Raw genomic sequence first — 18,076 nt, forward strand, 5'->3', positions numbered from 1 at the left:
CATCTATGGGAAGAGAGTTTATTGATTTATTTGATGAATGGGCTAAAGATTACGATTCAACAGTTGAAGGACATGACGAACAATATAAAGATGTCTTTTTAAACTATGAACTTATATTACAAGAAGTTGTGAACCGCTCTAACGAAGTGGTGTTGGAATTTGGATGTGGTACAGGTAACTTAACGAAGAAGCTTCTCGACGCGAAGAAAAAAGTTTATTCCATTGAGCCTTCTGAAATGATGAGACAAAAAGCGAAAGAAAAGCTAGGGAAGGACGTTTCTATACAAGACGGTGACTTCTTAACGTTTCCGATTCCGAATGAATTAGTCGATACGATTGTAAGTACGTATGCATTCCACCATTTAACAGACGAAGAGAAGGAGAAAGCCGTTGGAATCTATGGAAGTTTACTTCGTTCCGGTGGTAAAATAGTGTTTGCTGATACTGCTTTTATTGATCAACTTGCAAAAGATCAAATGATTATTGATGCAAAGGAAAAAGGCTTCATGCGATTGGCAGAAGATTTAGAGACTGAGTATTACACAACTCATCAAGTGTTAAGAGATATTTTCGAAAAACATCAATTCCGTGTCTCGTTTACTCAAATGAATTCTTTCGTTTGGTTAATGGAAGCAGTGAAGGAATAATCGAAACGAAGGGAAGTCGTATTATGAAGGTAGCAATTATTGGAGCAATGGAAGAGGAAGTACGTATCCTACGTGAACAACTTGAACATACAAAGCAACAAGTCATTGCGGGTTGTGAATTTACAGAAGGTACGTTAAACGGTGTTGAAGTTATTTTATTAAAATCAGGAATTGGTAAAGTAAATGCAGCGCTAAGTACATCGATTTTGTTGGATCGATTTAAGCCAGATTTCGTCATTAATACTGGTTCGGCCGGAGGTTTTCATGAATCATTAAATGTCGGTGACGTAGTCATTTCAACAGAAGTTCGTCATCATGACGTAGACGTAACAGCATTTAATTATGAATACGGGCAAGTTCCAGGCATGCCTCCTGCTTTCATTCCGAATGAAAAGTTAGTTAAAATTGCAGAAGCGAAAGCAAAAGAAATCACAGACATTCAAGTAGTAAAGGGTGCAATTGCGACAGGAGATTCATTTATGAACGATAAAGATCGTGTGGCTTTTATTCGCACAAAATTCCCTAATTTATATGCTGTAGAGATGGAAGCTGCTGCAATTGCGCAAGTTTGTCATCAATTCGAGACACCATTTGTGATTATTCGTGCGCTCTCTGATATCGCAGGAAAAGAATCAAATGTTTCCTTTGAGCAATTTTTAGACCAAGCAGCTCTACATTCTACGAAAATGGTTGTCAATATCGTAAATGAGTTAAAAGCTCAATAATAGTAGGAGCCGAGTCGGGCTCCTATTTTTAAACGACGTCGTAAGGAGAGATCATCATGAACGTAGTTCGCGGTATCCACTCGTTAATCGGTCAGACACCATTATTTGAGATAACTGCTTTTCCATTACGAGAAGGTGTACGCTTATTTGCGAAGCTTGAATTTTACAATCCAGGTGGAAGTATTAAAGACCGACTTGGGGTTGAATTAATTGAAGATGCCCTAAAAACAGGGAAGCTAAAAAAGGGTGGGACAATTATTGAACCAACTGCAGGAAATACCGGAATCGGCCTTGCTTTAGCAGCCGTACAAAAAGATATTCAAGTCATTTTTTGTGTCCCTGAAAAATTTAGTCAAGAAAAGCAAGAATTGATGCGAGCACTCGGTGCCAAAGTGATTAACACACCGACATCTGAAGGGATGAAGGGTGCTATTAAAAAAGCAAAAGAGTTAGCGGCAGAAATGCCAGGTGCATATTGTCCACAACAGTTTCAAAATGAAGCAAACCCTAATACGTATTATAAAACCCTCGGCCCTGAAATATGGGAGCAAACGGATGGAAAGATTAATGTATTTGTTGCCGGAGCAGGTACAGGCGGAACATTTATGGGGACTGCTCGATATTTAAAAGAAAAAAATCCATCCATTAAAACGGTCATTGTGGAACCAGAGGGCTCAATCTTAAATGGAGGGGAAGCAGGTCCACATAAAACGGAAGGAATAGGAATGGAGTTTCTCCCACCGTATATGGATACTCGCTATTTTGACGACATCTATACGATTTTAGATGTTGACGCATTTGATCGTGTCAAGCAGCTTGCTAAATTTGAAGGGTTGTTAGTCGGAAGTTCATCTGGTGCAGCATTCCACGCAGCATTAAAAGAGGCGGAAAAAGCGACACCAGGGACAAATATTGTGACGATATTTCCTGATAGTAGTGAACGGTATTTAAGTAAGAAGATTTATGAGGGAGGTATTTAAGATGAAACGAAAAACAATGATGATTCATGGTGGAATTGTAGGAGACGAACATACAGGTGCTGTATCAGTCCCGATTTACCAAGTAAGCACGTATAAGCAAGAAGCAGTCGGTAAACATAAAGGCTACGAATATTCACGTACAGGAAACCCGACTCGATTTGCCTTAGAGGAGCTTGTAAAAGATTTAGAAGGTGGAGAACGTGGCTTTGCTTTCGGTTCCGGGATGGCTGCCATCACTGCAGTGATGATGCTATTTAATAGCGGTGATCACGTCATCTTAACAGATGATGTGTATGGTGGAACATACCGTGTCATGACAAAGGTGTTAAATCGTCTAGGAATCGAATCGACCTTTGTAGATACTAGTAGTCTCGAGGAAATTGAAAAGGCTATTCAGCCAAATACGAAAGCGATCTATATTGAAACTCCGACAAATCCGCTATTAAAAATTACAGACATTGCAGGTGCTGTGGAAATAGCACGCAAACATAACTTAATGACGATTGTTGACAATACATTTTCTACTCCTTATTGGCAACAACCACTTGCTCTCGGTGTAGATATTGTGTTACACAGTGCTACGAAATATATCGGTGGACACAGTGATGTAGTAGCAGGCTTAGTTGTTGTAAAGTCGGAAAAGCTTGCTGAAGATCTTCATTTTGTTCAAAACTCTACAGGTGGTGTATTAGGTCCTCAAGATTCTTGGTTATTAATGCGCGGTATTAAGACGTTAGGACTCCGAATGGAAGCTACTGAAAGGAATGCGAACGAAATTGTATCATTCTTACAAGAGCATCCTGCAGTCGAAAAAATATACTATCCTGGCTTACCAAGCCATCCAAATCATGAAATTGCTAAAAAACAAGCCGATGGATTTGGAGGGATGATTTCCTTTGATGTCGGCAGCGAAGAAAAAGCGAATCAGTTGTTACAAAAGGTAAAGTACTTCACGTTAGCAGAAAGTTTAGGAGCAGTTGAAAGTTTAATCTCAGTACCAGCAAAAATGACGCATGCATCTATTCCGAAGGACCGTCGTGAAGCGTTAGGAATTACAGACGGGCTTGTTCGAATTTCTGTTGGAATTGAAGATGTGGAGGATTTAATTGCAGATTTAAAACAAGCATTAGAAGATTAATAGTGGATAAATTTACATGCCTACAACCCTTTTAAAATATGATACCGTTAGAGTAGACATTCTAGGAAATGGGTGAAGGTATGTGAACAAAAAGCAAATTCGAGAACTCATGATGGACTTTAAGCAATATGCTATTGTCTTGTTAGCAATTGGAACGTTTTTGTACATTGGGATGGTTATCCCTGATGAATACGTCAGTCGCTCATCGATGGAAGAATATGCTTTATTAGGGGCCACTACTCTTTTATTCATTTTTTCGATCTTATGTTTTTCTCGATCATTGAAATATAAAAAGCAACTGGAAAATATGGATGAGTAAAGTCTTGGGCAATTGCACCAAGGCTTTTTTTTATGGCTGTTTTTTATCCATTGTCTCCTTTAGGGCAGGAAATAAATTTAATTCTTGAAGGGAAAGACGACGACTGACCAACGTTGGAATGAGATCAAGGCGATAAATCGAGCAAATACGATTAATCACTATGCTGATAATATATTTACATTTCAAGGATTACAATAAAATAACAAATGTATATTATTACCTTCGAAAGTTATCATTGTATTGGAGGTCGAATAAAATGAAAACGCTAGTTGTTTTCTTAAAAGAATTAAAATCCGAACGAATGCTTACCTTATTCGACCCAAAATGGCTAAAAGGTACCTTTTTAACACATTTAACGTGTTACATTCAAAAGCCACAGGTTGACTAGATGCAGCCTGTGGCTTTCAATCTCTTATTGAAAGGAGGGCTGCGCCATGACGATTAATTTGTTTTTCATTCTCATTCACATTGAAAAACGAAAAAAATCCTTAGAAGAAATTGAGCATGAACAATATGTAGAACAATTGATGGAAGAAGTTAAAAACCGTCAATTTAAGCTGTACAGAGGCATTTGAAGTAACGGATCGAAGAAGGGGGAACAAACGATGACGAATCATTATATTCGAACACATTTACCAACTTTGAGGGATACGGATTAGGTTTGCGAGGGGGCGATTTGAAAAGGCCCCCTCGCTAATTTACTTACATCCTGTCAGAAGGTCGAAGAAATAATGCAATTGAAGTAACGGTTGCTAATATTAATAGGATGAGAGTCTGATGAGAATAGCCTTCAAAAATAAACTTAGCGATTGATGCAAGTAAAATAACAAAATAGACTATACCTACAATTATTTTTCCTGCCAATGGAAACTCACCTTTCAATGTTTATCAACTAAAATTTTATGGGTTAGATGATAATATGTCCATAAAAAAAGAGGCCATTTCGGCCATCCTCTTAAGATTTTCCTTCATTCATTCGCTTTTCTTTTTCAATTCTAAAAAATTCGTGAAAAATCTTCATCAATGCCCGCTTCTCAATTCTAGATACGTAACTTCTAGAAATCCCTAATTCCTTAGCAATTTCTCGTTGTGTTTTCTCATCTTGCATATTAAGACCGAACCTTCCAATAATTACTTCTTGCTCTCGTTCATCTAAAATATCAATATATTCCTTAACGCGTTCTAGCTCCATGTTTAATTGAATCGTTTCGACAACATCTTCATGCTCGGCTTTTAACACATCAATTAAACTGATTTCATTTCCCTCTTTGTCTTGACCAATTGGATCGTGTAAGGAAATGTCTTTCTTCGTCTTTTTCAGAGCACGCAAATGCATCAAGATTTCATTTTCTATACACCTCGCCGCGTATGTAGCGAGTTTTGTTCCCTTACCTTGTGAGTAACTTTCGATTGCCTTAATTAATCCAATCGTGCCGATGGAAATTAAGTCCTCTGAGTCTTCACCTGTATTTTCGAATTTCTTTACAATATGTGCAACAAGTCGCAAATTATGTTCAATTAAAATATTTCGTGCTTCCTCATTCCCTTCAGCCATGAGACGTAAATATTTTTTTTCGTCAGAGGAAGAAAGAGGTTGTGGAAAGGCGTTATTTTTTACGTAAGAGACGAGGAAAAGAAGTTCTTTCATCATCACAGTAAGTGCAGTTAAAATTCCCGACATGCTGTTCACCTCCACATTCAATAAGGCTCATACCTTATTTTCGAGTGTATGATCGCTTCAATCTGTAAGTGTGAGCCCTTCGTTTAATAGCTCGATTATTGCAGGGTGGAAAAGTAACGATATAGACGAATATTTCCCCGTGAAAAGATGTTTATATGTAAGTGTATGTCGTGTGCGTGTTGTTTTTGTCTGTACAAATAAAAAACCACCAACTTCACATGAAGGGTGGTATGCATAAGTATGGAATTCATAAATGGAAGGGAATGGATAGAGGTGCGTATTTTACGTTGTTACGTGTAAAAAATGATCTAAAGAGCGGCGATTTATTTCTGATTTGATTAATTCAATAAAATCTTCACTTAACTTCATTTCCGTTGCTTTAAAATACGATTCAATGAGCAATTCATCCGATAACTTTTTCATAGATTGGGCCACTTGACGTGATACACCTCCTTTTTAAGTTCTAATCTCTTTTTTGTATGCATAGACTAGTATTTTCTAACAGTAACCTAAATCTACCATGTTTCTGAGAAGAGAACAACCGTTCTGTTATCCACAAAATTTGGTGGATAAGTTGTGTATAGTTTGTTTATATATTCTGAAAATACATATTTTACTAAGTGTATAATGTGAATAAAGTTATCCACATTTCAAATAATTGAGAAAAATGTCGAAATTTTTTCGAAAAAATTATGGCAGAAGTCCGAGTCTTTACAGTTTTGAAATTGTAAAGTGTGTTTTCGTAAAATAGCGAAGAGGTTGATTGAGGAATCTTTTCTTAAAAGTAGTATTGGAAAACATTAATTTTTCGACTAAGATAAGAAGGCGAATGGTTACGATTCTTTCAATAAGGCTGATTTTGACCAAGCATTTTTAATAGGAATACTTAACATTTACGCTTTATCCTGCAGGAGTCAAGTGTCCATTATATGGAAGAAAGATAACCCCGAACAATACTTCTTAAGTACATGCCTTCAATAAAGTTTGAAGTTTGCTTTGAAACTAGAAAAGAAATTCGATATGATGTATAATGGTCTATTCTTATAAACATGAACATTCACTCAAGAGGTGTTACATTTGTTAAAGCTTTTTTTGCCTGAAGAATATGTAAAAAGTGTTTTTGACATTACACCACAGTTCTTGAAAGAACGTGGGATTAAAGGAGTTATAACCGATTTAGATAATACGTTAGTAGAATGGGATCGTCCTAGTGCAACTCCTCAGCTAAAAGAATGGTTTCAACAGTTGGAGGAAAGCGGGATTGAAGTGACGATTGTATCTAACAATCATGATAAGCGTGTGCGATTATTCTCAGAGCCATTAGGCATTCCATTTATTCCAAAAGCGAGAAAGCCGATGGGAGTTGCTTTTAGAAAAGCGATGAAAGCAATGAACTTGAAAAAAGAAGAGGTTGTGGTGGTCGGTGACCAGCTACTAACAGATGTTTTAGGTGGTAATCGAACGGGGTTAAAAACCATTTTAGTAGTTCCGGTAGCTTCAACTGACGGCTTTTGGACAAGATTTAACCGAAAAATAGAACGTAGAATTTTAGCAACTTTAAAACGAAAAGGTATGCTACATTGGGAGGAATGACAAGTTGAATGATATGGTTTGTGTAGGATGTGGAGTTCCCATCCAAACAGATAATCCGAGTGAGCTTGGGTATGCGCCAAAGCAAGCATTGGAACGAGAGCATATTATTTGTCAACGTTGTTTCAGATTAAAAAATTACAATGAAATTCAAGACGTTTCTTTGACAGATGAAGATTTCTTAAAAATCCTTCACGGAATTGGAGAAACAGAATCTTTAATTGTGAAGATTGTTGATATCTTTGATTTTGACGGAAGCTGGATTCAAGGAATTCAACGCTTCGTAGGTCATAACCCTATTCTTTTAGTAGGAAATAAAGTTGATATTTTACCAAAATCGGTTAAGCATCAAAAGGTCATCAATTGGATGAAGCGTCAAGCTAAAGAATATGGGTTAAAGCCGCTAGATGTATTTTTAGTTAGTTCTTCGAGAGGTCATGGAATCAAAGAAGTTGCCTCAGCGATTGATCATTATCGAAACGGGCAAAATGTATATGTTGTAGGTTGTACAAATGTGGGGAAATCTACGTTTATTAATCGTATTATAAAAGAAGTATCTGGTGAAGGGGACATCATTACAACATCGCATTTCCCTGGAACCACGCTCGACCTCATAGATATTCCATTAGACGATGGGTCAAGCTTGTTCGATACACCGGGAATTATTAATCATCATCAGATGGCCCATTACATTGATAAACGTGATCTAAAGCTCCTATCACCAAAAAAAGAAATTAAACCGAAAGTGTATCAATTAAATGAAAACCAAACGTTATTTTTTGGAGGGTTGGCGCGTTTAGATTTCGTTAAAGGAGAACGAACATCTTTTGTTTGTCACCTTCCAAATGAACTAATGATACACAGAACGAAACGGGATAAAGCGGATCAACTATACATGGACCATAAGGGAGAGATGTTAACTCCTCCTCGTAAGGAGCAGTTGGAGCAATTCCCTGAGCTCGTTCCTCATACATTTACGATCAAAGAAAAGAAAACGGACATCGTCTTTTCCGGATTAGGATGGGTTACCATCAATGAGCCGAATGTTCGTATTGTTGCATACGCGCCGAAAGGAGTTTATGTTACATTACGTCCATCGTTAATTTAAACGAATACGACGAACGTTTTGTAGCTAAAGAGAAAAGGAACAATTCAGATTGAAGGGGGAGAAAAAGGGTGAAAGAGATGTATGCGGTCATTGGGGACCCAATCGGTCATTCAATGTCGCCTTTGATTCATAATGATGCTTTTCATAATTTGGGGATCGAGGGATACTACCATGCCTTTCGCGTCTCAGAAGACTCCCTTGAACAAGCAATCGAAGGTATGAAGGCCTTGCAATTTAAAGGCTTTAACGTCACAGTTCCGCATAAAGTGGATGTAATGAAATATCTTGACTCGTTAGATGAAAGTGCGACTTTAGCGGGTGCAGTAAATACAGTTGTTAATAAAAATGGTAAATGGGTCGGGTATAATACGGATGGAATTGGTTTTTACCGTTCTATTGAAAATAGACTTTCAAAGCCTTTAGAAGAGGTGAAAGCTGTTATTATTGGAGCTGGTGGTGCGAGTAGAGGGATTTATGCCACTTTAGCAAAGAGAGGAATAGGGGAGATTGACCTTGTCAATCGCACCATAGAGCGGGCGATTACTTTAAAGGAACAATGTCCATTTCCGATAAGTGGAAAGATCATGTCATTAGAGGAGTTTGAATCTGAGCAGTCCCGTTATGACGTAGTAATACAAACTACATCGATTGGAATGAGCCCGAATGTCCTTGAACAACCAGTTTCACTAAAAGGGAAAGTAGACCACCAGTCGATTGTGGCGGATATCATTTACAATCCACTTAAGACCGCATTTTTAAAAGAAGCAGAACGCCTAGGAGCAATTGCTATAAATGGGGTTGGAATGTTTGTTCACCAAGCGGCAGAAAGTTTTTATATATGGACAAACGAACACCCGGATGTCGAACGTATGACACAAATTGTTTATGAAAAATTGAAAGGAGCAACATGATGTTAACAGGAAAACAAAAAAGGTATTTACGCTCATTAGCGCATCACTTAAACCCAATCTTTCAAGTAGGAAAGGGTGGGGTTAATGAGAATATGATTAAGCAAATTATCGACGCTTTGGAAGCGCGTGAATTAATGAAGATTAGTGTATTACAAAATTGCGATGTGGATAAACAAACGGTTGCGAGTGAATTGGCTGAAGGAACAGGTGCGCACGTTGTACAAATTATTGGGAATACGATTGTATTATATAAGGAATCGAAGGAAAATAAAGAAATCGTTCTTCCTTAATGGTGCAAGAGGAGGTGTTGGTAATGAAAAAGGTGGGCATTTTCGGTGGTACGTTTAATCCGCCGCATAATGGTCATTTATTAATGGCGAATGAAGTCTTACAATCTTTGCAGTTAGCAGAAATTTGGTTCATGCCAAACCAAATTCCTCCTCATAAGCAGCACCGGGATATTATATCAGCAGAGCATCGTTTCAATATGCTACAATTAGCTGTGAATGGAAACGATGCTTTTCGTGTGGAGTCAATAGAGCTTGAAAGAAGTGGACCTTCATTTACGTACGATACGATTTGCTTATTAAAAGAGCGTCATCCGGATATTCAGTTTTATTTCATTATTGGTGCAGATATGATTGAATATTTACCAAAGTGGTACAAAATTGATCTATTGCAAAACCTAGTTCAATTTGTCGGCGTTAAGCGACCCAATTACAAGACTACAACGCAATATAATGTACTGGAAGTTGACGTGCCTCAATTTGATGTGTCATCTTCTTTCATTCGTCGTCGTTTAAATGAAGGGAAAAACATCCGCTATCTACTTCCTGATAGTGTTATTCAATATATAAAGGAGCATGGACTTTATGAATCGTGAAAAAGCGTTACAAATCATTAAGGATAAAATGACGGAACATCGATACATTCATACGCTAGGTGTGATGGAAACAGCCATTTCCCTTGCCGAAAGGTATGATGGGGATCCGGAAAAAGCTGAAATTGCGGCGATTTTTCACGACTATGCTAAATTTCGTCCGAAAGATGAAATGAAACAGATCATCATCGAGCAAAATATGTCAAAGGAATTGCTCTCTCATCATATGGAGCTTTGGCATGCACCGGTTGGGGCATATTTAGTTCGTACCGAAGTAGGAATCGAAGATGAGGAAGTATTAAATGCTATTAAGTATCATACATCGGGAAGAACTCAAATGACATTACTTGAAAAAATTATTTATTTAGCGGATTATATCGAGCCTAATCGTCACTTTTCCGGTGTGGAGGAAGTTCGTGAAATGGCCCAAAACAATTTGGACGATGCAGTTAAGCAAGCGATGAAAAATACTATTCAGTTTTTAATGAAAAAGAATCAACCAATTTTTCCAGATACATTTCACGCATACAACGACCTTGTTATGAATGGAAAAAAGGAGGAATAAGATAATATGTCTTCACAAGATGTATTACATGTTGTCGCAAAAGCAGCAGACGACAAAAAAGCAGAAGAAATTATAGCATTAAATATGCAAGGAATTTCCTTAATGGCTGATTACTTTGTAATCTGCCATGGGAATAACGACAAACAAGTGCAAGCCATCGCAAGGGAAATTAAATATCAAGCCGAAGAAAAAGGGCTGAACGTAAAGCGCCTTGAAGGGTTTGACGAAGCGAAATGGATATTAGTTGATTTAGGTGATGTTATTGCACATGTGTTTCACCGAGATGAACGCGGTTATTATAATTTAGAGAAATTATGGGGCGATGCTCCAATTGAAGACCTTAACAGTGAGTTGTTATCCTAATGTATCAACATTTTGCTTATATATACGATGAACTAATGAAAGAAGCTCCGTATGAAGAATGGACAAAGTATTATTTGCAAATGGTGCGTAAATTTGGAAATGGAGGAAATCGAACGTTAGATTTGGCGTGCGGCACAGGTGAGATGTCTGTTCGATTTGCCAAGGAAGGATTCCATGTGACGGGTGTAGACTTATCAATCGATATGCTCACGGTTGCGAAAGAAAAAATGGAACGTCATGGGTATTCAGATGCGCTTTTCGTCAATCAAGACATGCGAAATCTTGAAGGATTTGATTCGTTTGATTATGTTTTTATATGCTGTGACTCGTTGAACTATTTGTTAGAGGAGTACGATATTCAAGAAGTATTTAAACGAGCGTATGATGTACTGGCACCAGGTGGTCTCATTATGTTTGATGTCCATTCTCTTTATAAAGTGGAGAGCTTATTTAAAGGGAATACTTTTGCGTACAATGGTGACGATATAAGCTACATTTGGAATTGCTTCGCTGGAGAGGCGTCGAATAGTGTAGTGCATGAGTTAACGTTTTTTGTTCAAGAAGGAGACGTATATCGTCGCTACGACGAAGACCATGAACAACGGACGTTTCCTATCGAATCGTACAAATTATGGTTAAAGCAAGCGGGATTCTCCATTGTAGATGTGAGCACAGGACTTATTCAAACATCTTTTGAAAAAGCTGAACGGATCTTTTTTGTCGCTAAAAAATAAATAAAACTCGTCAATGATGAAAAAAGGAAAAAGCCCGGAGAGCAGTTTATACCGCTTTCTGGGCTTATTCTATTCCTAAAGGCTCGTATACATTATTGCTTATACACTTATTTCGCTCCAGACACTCCCTTTCCGTGTAGAAATCAGTCTAGTTCGGCGCTTACTTCTAAAAACAAGGAGGATTTTTTTACTTATTGTTGTATTATAGTAAATGGAATTGTTCTTTTACTTCTTCAATGTCTTCAAAATACTTGGAATGGGTACTTTGGAAAAGATGGATAAATAATGTCCCGATTTCTCTTTCTAATACTTTAATTCCTTCCCCGGTCACACCGCCCTTCACACAAACTTTTTCTTGTAATGTCGGAAGTGTGTAATGTCCTTTTTCTAATAAATTCCCCATGCCAATCAACATTTCGCTTGCAAGTTTTGTTGCTTGCTCTTCGTTAATTTCTGTTTCTCGGACGGCAGCGTCGATAAACCTTTGAAGTAAGAAGCTAAAAAATGCAGGACCACAACTAACAATATCAGAAGCTACTCTTGTCACATTATTTTGAATGTAAACAGGAGTAGAGATTTTCTGAAGCATCTTTTCAATATCGTGTTGTGTTTTTTCGGTACATGATTGACCAACTGTAATGAGGGAGACACCACTTAATGCTCGATTTGTAATGCTTGGAATGACACGAGCCACTTGACAAGGTACAATGGATTCGATTTGCTCTACGGATAAAGGGCTCGTGATGGAAATAATGCATTGCTCTTTTGATAATTGGCTTTTCAGTTTTATTAAAAGGGGGTGTATATCTAAAGGTTTTACGCATACAAACAAATAATCAACTTCGCTTATGAGACCCTCTACGGTTCTACAAAGGTTCACATTAGGATGCTCCTCTTGTATTGCTTTCGCTTTTCCAATTGTCCGATTTGTAATGTAGATGGATGAAGGTGATGTGACCTTTGCTTCTATAAATGCCTCAATCAAGATGCGCCCCATATTTCCTGTTCCAATAAATCCTATTTTCATTTTCTCACCCCTCCTCCTTTAAACATTTTCTCTCCTACACCATATGAAGATCATAGTCAAAATATGAACGATGAAAGGAGTTATCGAAAATTGGAAATACAGTCATACGTAAAAAAATATTGGTTTGTCGGTGTCATTGTCGTATTAGTCGTCTTTCTTTTATTTGACGTAGGGGCTCAAAACGAGTCTGAATTGGTTTCTGTTGAAATTGAGGACGAATCAGTAAAAAGTGATCAAGGCACCCCCTCTCAAGAAAGTGAAGAAGTGGTCATCTATGTTGATGTTAAAGGTGCCGTCAATCAACCTGGTGTATATCCATTAATTGAAAATGATCGAACACTACAGGCGATAGAAAAGGCGGGCGGTTTTACGAATGAAGCGGATGTAAATCAAGTTAATTTAGCAGCGAAAGTAAAGGATGGAACGGTCATCTATGTTCCGAAAGTAGGAGAAGTTCAAAACCAGCCAGTCGGAAGGGAGAGTTCGGAAAAAGAGGAGACTGTAAATATTAATACTGCGAGTGTAGAAGAATTACAAAAGATAGATGGAATTGGACCGTCTAAAGCAAAAGCGATTATTAATTATCGGGATGAGAATGGCCCGTTTTCTTCGATTGAAGAAATACAAAATGTATCAGGGATTGGTGAAAAATCGTTTGAAAGAATGAAAAATGAAATTTCTGTCGATTAATCGTTGACGAAAGAGTTTTAGTGTCGATACACTTAAGAAAAACAGACAGGGGAGTCGGTTGTGGAACGTATTTCTTGGCATCAATATTTTATGGCTCAAAGTCACTTATTAGCACTTCGGAGTACATGTACTAGACTAGCGGTTGGCGCTACAATTGTTCGTGATAAACGAATTATTGCAGGGGGATATAACGGATCGATTGCCGGTGGTGTTCACTGCGTAGACGAAGGATGTTACGTCATTGATAATCATTGTGTTCGAACAATTCATGCTGAAATGAATGCCATTTTACAATGTGCAAAATTTGGAGTCCCTACTGATGGAGCAGAAATTTATGTAACCCATTTTCCGTGTCTACAATGTTGTAAAGCCATTATACAAGCTGGAATTAAGCGGGTATATTTTGCGAAAAATTATAAAAACCATCCATACGCACAGGAGTTATTTAAACAAGCAAATGTACAGGTAGAGCAAGTAGAGCTTAATAATGCTCTTTTCCAACAACTGATTGAGCAGTAGTTTCACGAACTTCATACTTTCCGTAAAAGGAGGTCTGGGATGAAAGGACACTGGTATTTAATTGCTGTCACTGTCTTGTTAGCGTCCACCTCCTCCTACATTGCCTTTCTTCTTTTCTTTTTTATTGCTGCTAAAAAGAAGTCATTTCACTTTGCCTTCTTCTTGGGGTTGTTGTTTTGTTTCATTATGATTCCGAACGTTTTTGTTCCTAGTGAAGTCGAATACTCGCATGAGAATGAAATGGTTCAAAAGACGATGAAAATCATTTCATCCCCTAAAATTGACGGTAATAAAGCGACGTATGAATTGAAAACAAACCAAAACGAGAGGTATGCAGCTATTCATTACCTTTCCTCAATTCAAGAAAAAGAAAAAGTCTCGACCATAAAAGCGGGACATCGATGTTCGATGAGAGGCACGATTGAATTACCTCTCAATCATACGGTTGAGAATGCATTCAACTATCGCGATTATTTACAGTCAAAGGGAATAAAAGCGATCTTTTCCGTTGAGGAAGTGAAAGAGTGTACGTATACCCCGAACTTGTTAAATCGATTGGAAAATGCTCGTGCTTCTTTTAAACAGGTGATGGAAGAACACTTTTCAGATGAAACGGTCGGCTTTGTGTTAGCATTAACCATTGGTGATCGAACATTGATTGAGGAAGAGGTAAAGCGAGCGTATCAACAATTAGGGATTATTCATTTACTGGCTATATCTGGCCTGCACGTTGGGATTATTCTTTCTTTTTTCTACTTTGTTTTTTTGCGGATAGGTTTTACGAAGGAACAAGTATGGCTTCTTTTATTCCTTTGCTTGCCTCTATATTGCATATTCGCTGGTGCAGCTCCGTCTGTCGTTCGATCTTGCCTTATGGCAGGGGTATTTTTGATTGCAAAATGGAGAAAGATTGAGGTTAGTCCACTAGATTGTCTTTCCATTAGTTTAATCTTAATCATCCTCTTTGACCGAGAACAAGTTCAACAGATCGGTTTTCAGCTATCCTATATTGTAACGACTGCTCTCATATTATCCCACTCCATTCTTTTGAGGTGCAAATCATACATCCGGATGTTAATGATGGTAACACTGATTGCTCAACTAAGTTCACTTCCCATTCTTTTATATTATTTTTATGAGTTTTCTTGGCTAAGTTTGGTTGTAAATTTATTTTTTGTTCCCCTATATGTTTATGTCATTCTTCCTCTAACGCTTTTTACAACGGTCTTGATTTTCATTCATCTCCCTTTTTATGATTTCTTTAGTCAGTTTTTAGACTTCATATTCTCTATGTCATCTTCCTTTGTCTCCCGTGTAAGCAGCTGGGATTGGCATACGATAACGATAGGTGCCATATCACTTGTAGAACTTTGCTTACTATACGGAATCTTTATTCATGTAATGGTCTACCTTGAGAAAGAAGAAAAAAAGATAGTTACTCTTTTCGTCACACGAATTCTATTTTGTGTTCTATGTCTTTTTGCCTTCCGTTTGTTTCATCCTGGGGAAGTTACCGTATTAGATGTGGGACAAGGCGATGCCATCTTTATACAAGAAGAGAGACGTGGCAATGCCTATCTCATCGATACGGGAGGGCTGTTAGAATTTCAATCAGAAGAAACATGGCAACAAAGAACGAACAAATTTGAATTAGGGGAAGATTTACTTCTTCCGTTTCTTAAGTCAAAAGGTGTTGGGAAGCTAAAGGCATTATTTTTAACCCACGGGGATGCCGATCATATCGGTGAAGCTGTGACCGTATTAAAGCGAGTAGACGTTGAGTACTTAATCATTTCACCGTATTTCGGGGTAGGTTTTGAGGAAGAGGAAGTTTTACGAGTAGCTAAAGAAAGGGGCACGAAAATTGTCATAGTAAAGGGAGGTGATTCATTATCATTTTCCACCTCATTTAAAGTTCTATCACCGGTACAAAAAATGGAATCCAGTAATGATAATTCCCTCGTTCTTCAAGCTGATATTGGAGGATTGTCGTGGTTATTTGTGGGAGACTTAGAGCAAAAAGGAGAAGAGATTCTTATGGGGAAATATCCTAACTTACAGGTAGATGTTTTGAAAGTTGGACACCATGGAAGTAAAACTTCTACTTCAAAACCTTTCCTTCAAATGATAAATCCAAATATGGCGATTATTTCATCAGGAAGAAAGAATCGATTTGGACACCCTCATAAAGAAGTGATTGACAGGTTAGACAATGAAGAAATTCAAATTCTCAGGACGGATACGATGGGGGCAATAAAATACCAATTTCGTGGAAGTACAGGAACGTTTTATACATTTCCTCCATACGATGAAGTAAACCAATAAATCATGAAGCGTTTTCATAATTGTGTGCTTAAACCTAATAAGGAGACTGCGAGCGCAGCCTCCATGATTAGGCACCAAAAAATTGAACTAGTGTAGCGATGATGAATAAAGTAGCGAAAAAGCCAAAAGAAACAATGAATCCTACTGCAGAATCTACAGCATCATTACGTTTACTTTGTACATTTTTCTCAAATTGGTTCACAGTTACCCCTCCTATTTCATCATTAGTATAAGGGATTTATTCAAAAAAATCTATACAAGTTTCAACAACCATAGTTGTTAACGATTAACAACTATATTCCGGTCTATTAAGGAAATTCTATGAGTAAGCAATCATTTTTTTTGTAAGCAACCCGGGACTTACGGAAAAAATGTTTAATATAGATGACGGGATTGGTCTATCGCCAGTCCCTTCCTCATTTGCACATATATCATTCGTCCTTTTAGCATTCCCTTGCTTGTCAAAAATATGAATTACCTTTACGATAATAACAGCATGAAATGACAGCGGGAGACGATTTGAATGATTATAAATACATGGGATGCCATTAAAAAGAAAAAGTTTCATTCGGTATATTTATTTATCGGAAATGATTCTTTTTTAATTTCTGAAACGATGCGACTTATAGAAGAAAATGCAGTTATGGAAGAAGAGAAAGACTTTAACTATTCTGTTCACGATATGGAAGAAGTGGAGATAGATGTAGCAATCGAAGATGCAGAAACGCTTCCTTTTATGGGGGAAAAACGAGTGGTTATGTTGAAAAACCCTTATTTTTTCTCATCCGAAAAACGTAAAGATAAGCTTGAGCATAACTTGAAACGCCTTGAACAATATTTACAGCAACCTGCTCCATATACCATTTTGGCTATATTCGCACCGTATGAAAAGCTTGATGAGCGTAAGAAGATTACTAAGGTGTTAAAAAAGCATGCTGAAGTCGTTGATTTGAATGAATTCTCTGAGAAAGAGACAGTATCTTGGATACAAAGTGTGGTAGAAGAAGAGCATGTAGTGATAAAAGATGAGGCAATAGAGCGTTTAATGATGTTGACTGGAAGCAACTTAATGCTCATGCAGAACGAGCTCAAGAAATTATGTACATATGTCGGAGCGGGTGGCGTGATCACAGAAGAACTTGTTCGACAATTAGTAGCTCGTACACTTGAGCAAAATATATTTGAATTAATGGACCTCGTGATGCAAAAAAAACGACATGATGCTATGCAGTTACTTTATGACTTATTAAAAACAAATGAAGAGCCGATAAAAATATTAAGTCTACTCACTTCCCAATTTAGGCTATTGTTACAAGTAAAGCAGCTAGTACAAACAGGATATAGTCAACCTCAAATTGCGAGTACATTAAAGGTGCACCCTTTTCGTGTAAAATTAGCAAACCAAAAGGCGAGGAATTTCCGAGAGGAAGAGCTTGCCTCGATTTTAAAACAACTTGCTGATAGCGATTATGCGATGAAGACAGGTAAGATGGAGAAAGAGCTTGTGCTGGAATTGTTTTTAATGAAGTTGTTTTCTTCTAACACGTAATATGGTAAGAACAAAAAAACGATCCTCTTTTCGGAGGATCGTTTTTATTATGCAGATAAGCTGTTAAGCTTTTTCGCTAAACGAGATTTGAAGCGAGCTGCCGCGTTTTTGTGAATGATTCCACGTTGAGCAGCTTTGTCGATTTTTTTAGATGCATCAGCAAAAGCAGCTTTTGCGTTTTCCACATCTTTATTTACAGCTAATGCTTCAAACTTTTTAATTGCTGTACGCATAGCAGATTTGATTGTTGCGTTATGAGCACGACGAGCATCGTTTGTTTTCACGCGCTTGATAGCAGATTTAATGTTTGGCATTCCTTTCACCT

At 37.6% G+C, this 18,076-nt stretch carries 24 protein-coding genes; 19 read left to right on the forward strand and 5 right to left on the reverse strand.

Annotated features, from left to right (window positions below):
• The first annotated feature begins 5 nt into the window (after positions 1-5).
• From ML543_RS06000 to ML543_RS06025, 7 genes are all read left to right on the forward strand, one after another.
• Positions 6-647, forward strand: coding sequence for a class I SAM-dependent methyltransferase (locus tag ML543_RS06000; protein WP_243386239.1), 642 nt, complete (start codon positions 6-8; stop codon positions 645-647).
• A gap of 23 nt (positions 648-670) precedes the next feature.
• Positions 671-1,372 carry a 5'-methylthioadenosine/S-adenosylhomocysteine nucleosidase gene (mtnN, locus tag ML543_RS06005; RefSeq protein ID WP_243386240.1) on the forward strand — a complete coding sequence of 234 codons (702 nt, stop codon included), beginning with the start codon at positions 671-673 and terminating at the stop codon, positions 1,370-1,372.
• A gap of 56 nt (positions 1,373-1,428) precedes the next feature.
• Positions 1,429-2,352, forward strand: coding sequence for a PLP-dependent cysteine synthase family protein (locus ML543_RS06010; RefSeq protein WP_243386241.1), 924 nt, complete (start codon positions 1,429-1,431; stop codon positions 2,350-2,352).
• Between the two features lies 1 nt (position 2,353).
• Complete coding sequence (locus ML543_RS06015) at positions 2,354-3,490, forward strand: bifunctional cystathionine gamma-lyase/homocysteine desulfhydrase (protein ID WP_243386242.1); 1,137 nt, start codon at positions 2,354-2,356, stop codon at positions 3,488-3,490.
• An 82-nt stretch (positions 3,491-3,572) separates the two neighbouring features.
• A complete protein-coding gene (locus ML543_RS06020; protein WP_243386243.1) occupies positions 3,573-3,809 on the forward strand; it encodes a YrhC family protein in 237 nt (78 codons plus the stop codon).
• Between the two features lie 256 nt (positions 3,810-4,065).
• Positions 4,066-4,197 carry a hypothetical protein gene (locus tag ML543_RS16915; RefSeq protein ID WP_279326570.1) on the forward strand — a complete coding sequence of 44 codons (132 nt, stop codon included), beginning with the start codon at positions 4,066-4,068 and terminating at the stop codon, positions 4,195-4,197.
• Positions 4,198-4,243: 46 nt separating this feature from the next.
• Positions 4,244-4,384 carry a YrzI family small protein gene (locus ML543_RS06025; RefSeq protein ID WP_243386244.1) on the forward strand — a complete coding sequence of 47 codons (141 nt, stop codon included), beginning with the start codon at positions 4,244-4,246 and terminating at the stop codon, positions 4,382-4,384.
• 380 nt (positions 4,385-4,764) lie between these two features.
• Here ML543_RS06025 and sigK read toward each other — a convergent pair whose 3' ends face one another.
• A complete protein-coding gene (gene sigK / locus ML543_RS06030) occupies positions 4,765-5,490 on the reverse strand; it encodes an RNA polymerase sporulation sigma factor SigK (protein WP_243386245.1) in 726 nt (241 codons plus the stop codon).
• A 282-nt stretch (positions 5,491-5,772) separates the two neighbouring features.
• Complete coding sequence (gene sda, locus ML543_RS06035) at positions 5,773-5,913, reverse strand: sporulation histidine kinase inhibitor Sda (RefSeq protein WP_243386246.1); 141 nt, start codon at positions 5,911-5,913, stop codon at positions 5,773-5,775.
• A gap of 645 nt (positions 5,914-6,558) precedes the next feature.
• On the opposite strand from sda, the gene ML543_RS06040 reads away from it, so the two are divergent.
• The 8 genes from ML543_RS06040 to ML543_RS06075 all read left to right on the forward strand — a co-directional run bounded on the left by ML543_RS06040 (position 6,559) and on the right by ML543_RS06075 (position 11,641).
• On the forward strand, positions 6,559-7,083 hold the full coding sequence (locus ML543_RS06040; protein ID WP_341482348.1) for a YqeG family HAD IIIA-type phosphatase: 525 nt from the start codon (positions 6,559-6,561) through the stop codon (positions 7,081-7,083).
• Between the two features lie 13 nt (positions 7,084-7,096).
• Entirely contained in the window at positions 7,097-8,188 is a 1,092-nt protein-coding gene (yqeH, locus tag ML543_RS06045; RefSeq protein WP_419095353.1) for a ribosome biogenesis GTPase YqeH, read from the forward strand.
• A gap of 68 nt (positions 8,189-8,256) precedes the next feature.
• The gene (gene aroE, locus ML543_RS06050; RefSeq protein ID WP_243386249.1) at positions 8,257-9,099 is read left to right on the forward strand and encodes a shikimate dehydrogenase; all 843 of its coding nucleotides are present in this window, start codon (positions 8,257-8,259) and stop codon (positions 9,097-9,099) included.
• On the forward strand, positions 9,099-9,389 hold the full coding sequence (yhbY, locus tag ML543_RS06055) for a ribosome assembly RNA-binding protein YhbY (RefSeq protein WP_243386250.1): 291 nt from the start codon (positions 9,099-9,101) through the stop codon (positions 9,387-9,389). The genes aroE and yhbY overlap by 1 nt, the downstream gene beginning before the upstream one ends.
• A gap of 23 nt (positions 9,390-9,412) precedes the next feature.
• Positions 9,413-9,982, forward strand: a complete 570-nt coding sequence (locus ML543_RS06060) for a nicotinate-nucleotide adenylyltransferase (protein ID WP_243386251.1) — start codon at positions 9,413-9,415, stop codon at positions 9,980-9,982.
• Positions 9,972-10,544, forward strand: a complete 573-nt coding sequence (gene yqeK, locus ML543_RS06065; RefSeq protein WP_243386252.1) for a bis(5'-nucleosyl)-tetraphosphatase (symmetrical) YqeK — start codon at positions 9,972-9,974, stop codon at positions 10,542-10,544. Before ML543_RS06060 ends, yqeK begins: the two co-directional genes overlap by 11 nt.
• A gap of 6 nt (positions 10,545-10,550) precedes the next feature.
• A complete protein-coding gene (gene rsfS / locus ML543_RS06070) occupies positions 10,551-10,907 on the forward strand; it encodes a ribosome silencing factor (RefSeq protein WP_243386253.1) in 357 nt (118 codons plus the stop codon).
• Positions 10,907-11,641 carry a class I SAM-dependent DNA methyltransferase gene (locus ML543_RS06075; protein WP_243386254.1) on the forward strand — a complete coding sequence of 245 codons (735 nt, stop codon included), beginning with the start codon at positions 10,907-10,909 and terminating at the stop codon, positions 11,639-11,641. The genes rsfS and ML543_RS06075 overlap by 1 nt, the downstream gene beginning before the upstream one ends.
• A 202-nt stretch (positions 11,642-11,843) precedes the next feature.
• Here ML543_RS06075 and comER read toward each other — a convergent pair whose 3' ends face one another.
• Positions 11,844-12,668: a late competence protein ComER gene (gene comER, locus ML543_RS06080; RefSeq protein ID WP_243386255.1), complete on the reverse strand. Its 825-nt coding sequence runs from the start codon at positions 12,666-12,668 to the stop codon at positions 11,844-11,846.
• A 90-nt stretch (positions 12,669-12,758) separates the two neighbouring features.
• Here comER and ML543_RS06085 point away from each other — a divergent pair, with 90 nt between their 5' ends.
• Genes ML543_RS06085 through ML543_RS06095 form a run of 3 tightly spaced genes read left to right on the forward strand, consistent with a single transcriptional unit; the run spans position 12,759 to position 16,202 of the window.
• Positions 12,759-13,358, forward strand: a complete 600-nt coding sequence (locus ML543_RS06085) for a helix-hairpin-helix domain-containing protein (RefSeq protein WP_243386256.1) — start codon at positions 12,759-12,761, stop codon at positions 13,356-13,358.
• 60 nt (positions 13,359-13,418) lie between these two features.
• Entirely contained in the window at positions 13,419-13,877 is a 459-nt protein-coding gene (locus ML543_RS06090; RefSeq protein WP_243386257.1) for a ComE operon protein 2, read from the forward strand.
• Positions 13,878-13,916: 39 nt separating this feature from the next.
• Positions 13,917-16,202 (forward strand): DNA internalization-related competence protein ComEC/Rec2, encoded by a 2,286-nt coding sequence (locus ML543_RS06095; RefSeq protein ID WP_243386258.1) that lies wholly within the window; start codon positions 13,917-13,919, stop codon positions 16,200-16,202.
• A 67-nt stretch (positions 16,203-16,269) separates the two neighbouring features.
• On the opposite strand, the gene ML543_RS06100 is transcribed toward ML543_RS06095, so the two are convergent.
• Positions 16,270-16,404, reverse strand: a complete 135-nt coding sequence (locus ML543_RS06100) for a YqzM family protein (protein ID WP_243386259.1) — start codon at positions 16,402-16,404, stop codon at positions 16,270-16,272.
• 321 nt (positions 16,405-16,725) lie between these two features.
• Between ML543_RS06100 and holA the strand changes: the two genes are divergently transcribed.
• Positions 16,726-17,751, forward strand: a complete 1,026-nt coding sequence (gene holA, locus ML543_RS06105) for a DNA polymerase III subunit delta (RefSeq protein ID WP_243386260.1) — start codon at positions 16,726-16,728, stop codon at positions 17,749-17,751.
• A gap of 47 nt (positions 17,752-17,798) precedes the next feature.
• On the opposite strand, the gene rpsT is transcribed toward holA, so the two are convergent.
• Entirely contained in the window at positions 17,799-18,065 is a 267-nt protein-coding gene (gene rpsT / locus ML543_RS06110) for a 30S ribosomal protein S20 (protein WP_243386261.1), read from the reverse strand.
• Positions 18,066-18,076: the final 11 nt, after the last annotated feature.

It is taken from the genome of Bacillus kexueae, from assembly GCF_022809095.1.
GTDB classification, from domain to species: domain Bacteria; phylum Bacillota; class Bacilli; order Bacillales; family Aeribacillaceae; genus Bacillus_BZ; species Bacillus_BZ kexueae.

Coding starts and splice junctions, on each gene's coding strand:
- ML543_RS06000 (WP_243386239.1), top strand. CDS start 6: ATGGGAAGAGAGTTTATTGATTTATTTGATGAATGGGCTAAAGATTAC.
- mtnN (WP_243386240.1), top strand. CDS start 671: ATGAAGGTAGCAATTATTGGAGCAATGGAAGAGGAAGTACGTATCCTA.
- ML543_RS06010 (WP_243386241.1), top strand. CDS start 1,429: ATGAACGTAGTTCGCGGTATCCACTCGTTAATCGGTCAGACACCATTA.
- ML543_RS06015 (WP_243386242.1), top strand. CDS start 2,354: ATGAAACGAAAAACAATGATGATTCATGGTGGAATTGTAGGAGACGAA.
- ML543_RS16915 (WP_279326570.1), top strand. CDS start 4,066: ATGAAAACGCTAGTTGTTTTCTTAAAAGAATTAAAATCCGAACGAATG.
- ML543_RS06025 (WP_243386244.1), top strand. CDS start 4,244: ATGACGATTAATTTGTTTTTCATTCTCATTCACATTGAAAAACGAAAA.
- sigK (WP_243386245.1), bottom strand. CDS start 5,490: ATGTCGGGAATTTTAACTGCACTTACTGTGATGATGAAAGAACTTCTT.
- sda (WP_243386246.1), bottom strand. CDS start 5,913: ATGAAAAAGTTATCGGATGAATTGCTCATTGAATCGTATTTTAAAGCA.
- yqeH (WP_419095353.1), top strand. CDS start 7,097: ATGGTTTGTGTAGGATGTGGAGTTCCCATCCAAACAGATAATCCGAGT.
- yhbY (WP_243386250.1), top strand. CDS start 9,099: ATGTTAACAGGAAAACAAAAAAGGTATTTACGCTCATTAGCGCATCAC.
- ML543_RS06060 (WP_243386251.1), top strand. CDS start 9,413: ATGAAAAAGGTGGGCATTTTCGGTGGTACGTTTAATCCGCCGCATAAT.
- yqeK (WP_243386252.1), top strand. CDS start 9,972: ATGAATCGTGAAAAAGCGTTACAAATCATTAAGGATAAAATGACGGAA.
- rsfS (WP_243386253.1), top strand. CDS start 10,551: ATGTCTTCACAAGATGTATTACATGTTGTCGCAAAAGCAGCAGACGAC.
- ML543_RS06075 (WP_243386254.1), top strand. CDS start 10,907: ATGTATCAACATTTTGCTTATATATACGATGAACTAATGAAAGAAGCT.
- comER (WP_243386255.1), bottom strand. CDS start 12,668: ATGAAAATAGGATTTATTGGAACAGGAAATATGGGGCGCATCTTGATT.
- ML543_RS06095 (WP_243386258.1), top strand. CDS start 13,917: ATGAAAGGACACTGGTATTTAATTGCTGTCACTGTCTTGTTAGCGTCC.
- holA (WP_243386260.1), top strand. CDS start 16,726: ATGATTATAAATACATGGGATGCCATTAAAAAGAAAAAGTTTCATTCG.
- rpsT (WP_243386261.1), bottom strand. CDS start 18,065: ATGCCAAACATTAAATCTGCTATCAAGCGCGTGAAAACAAACGATGCT.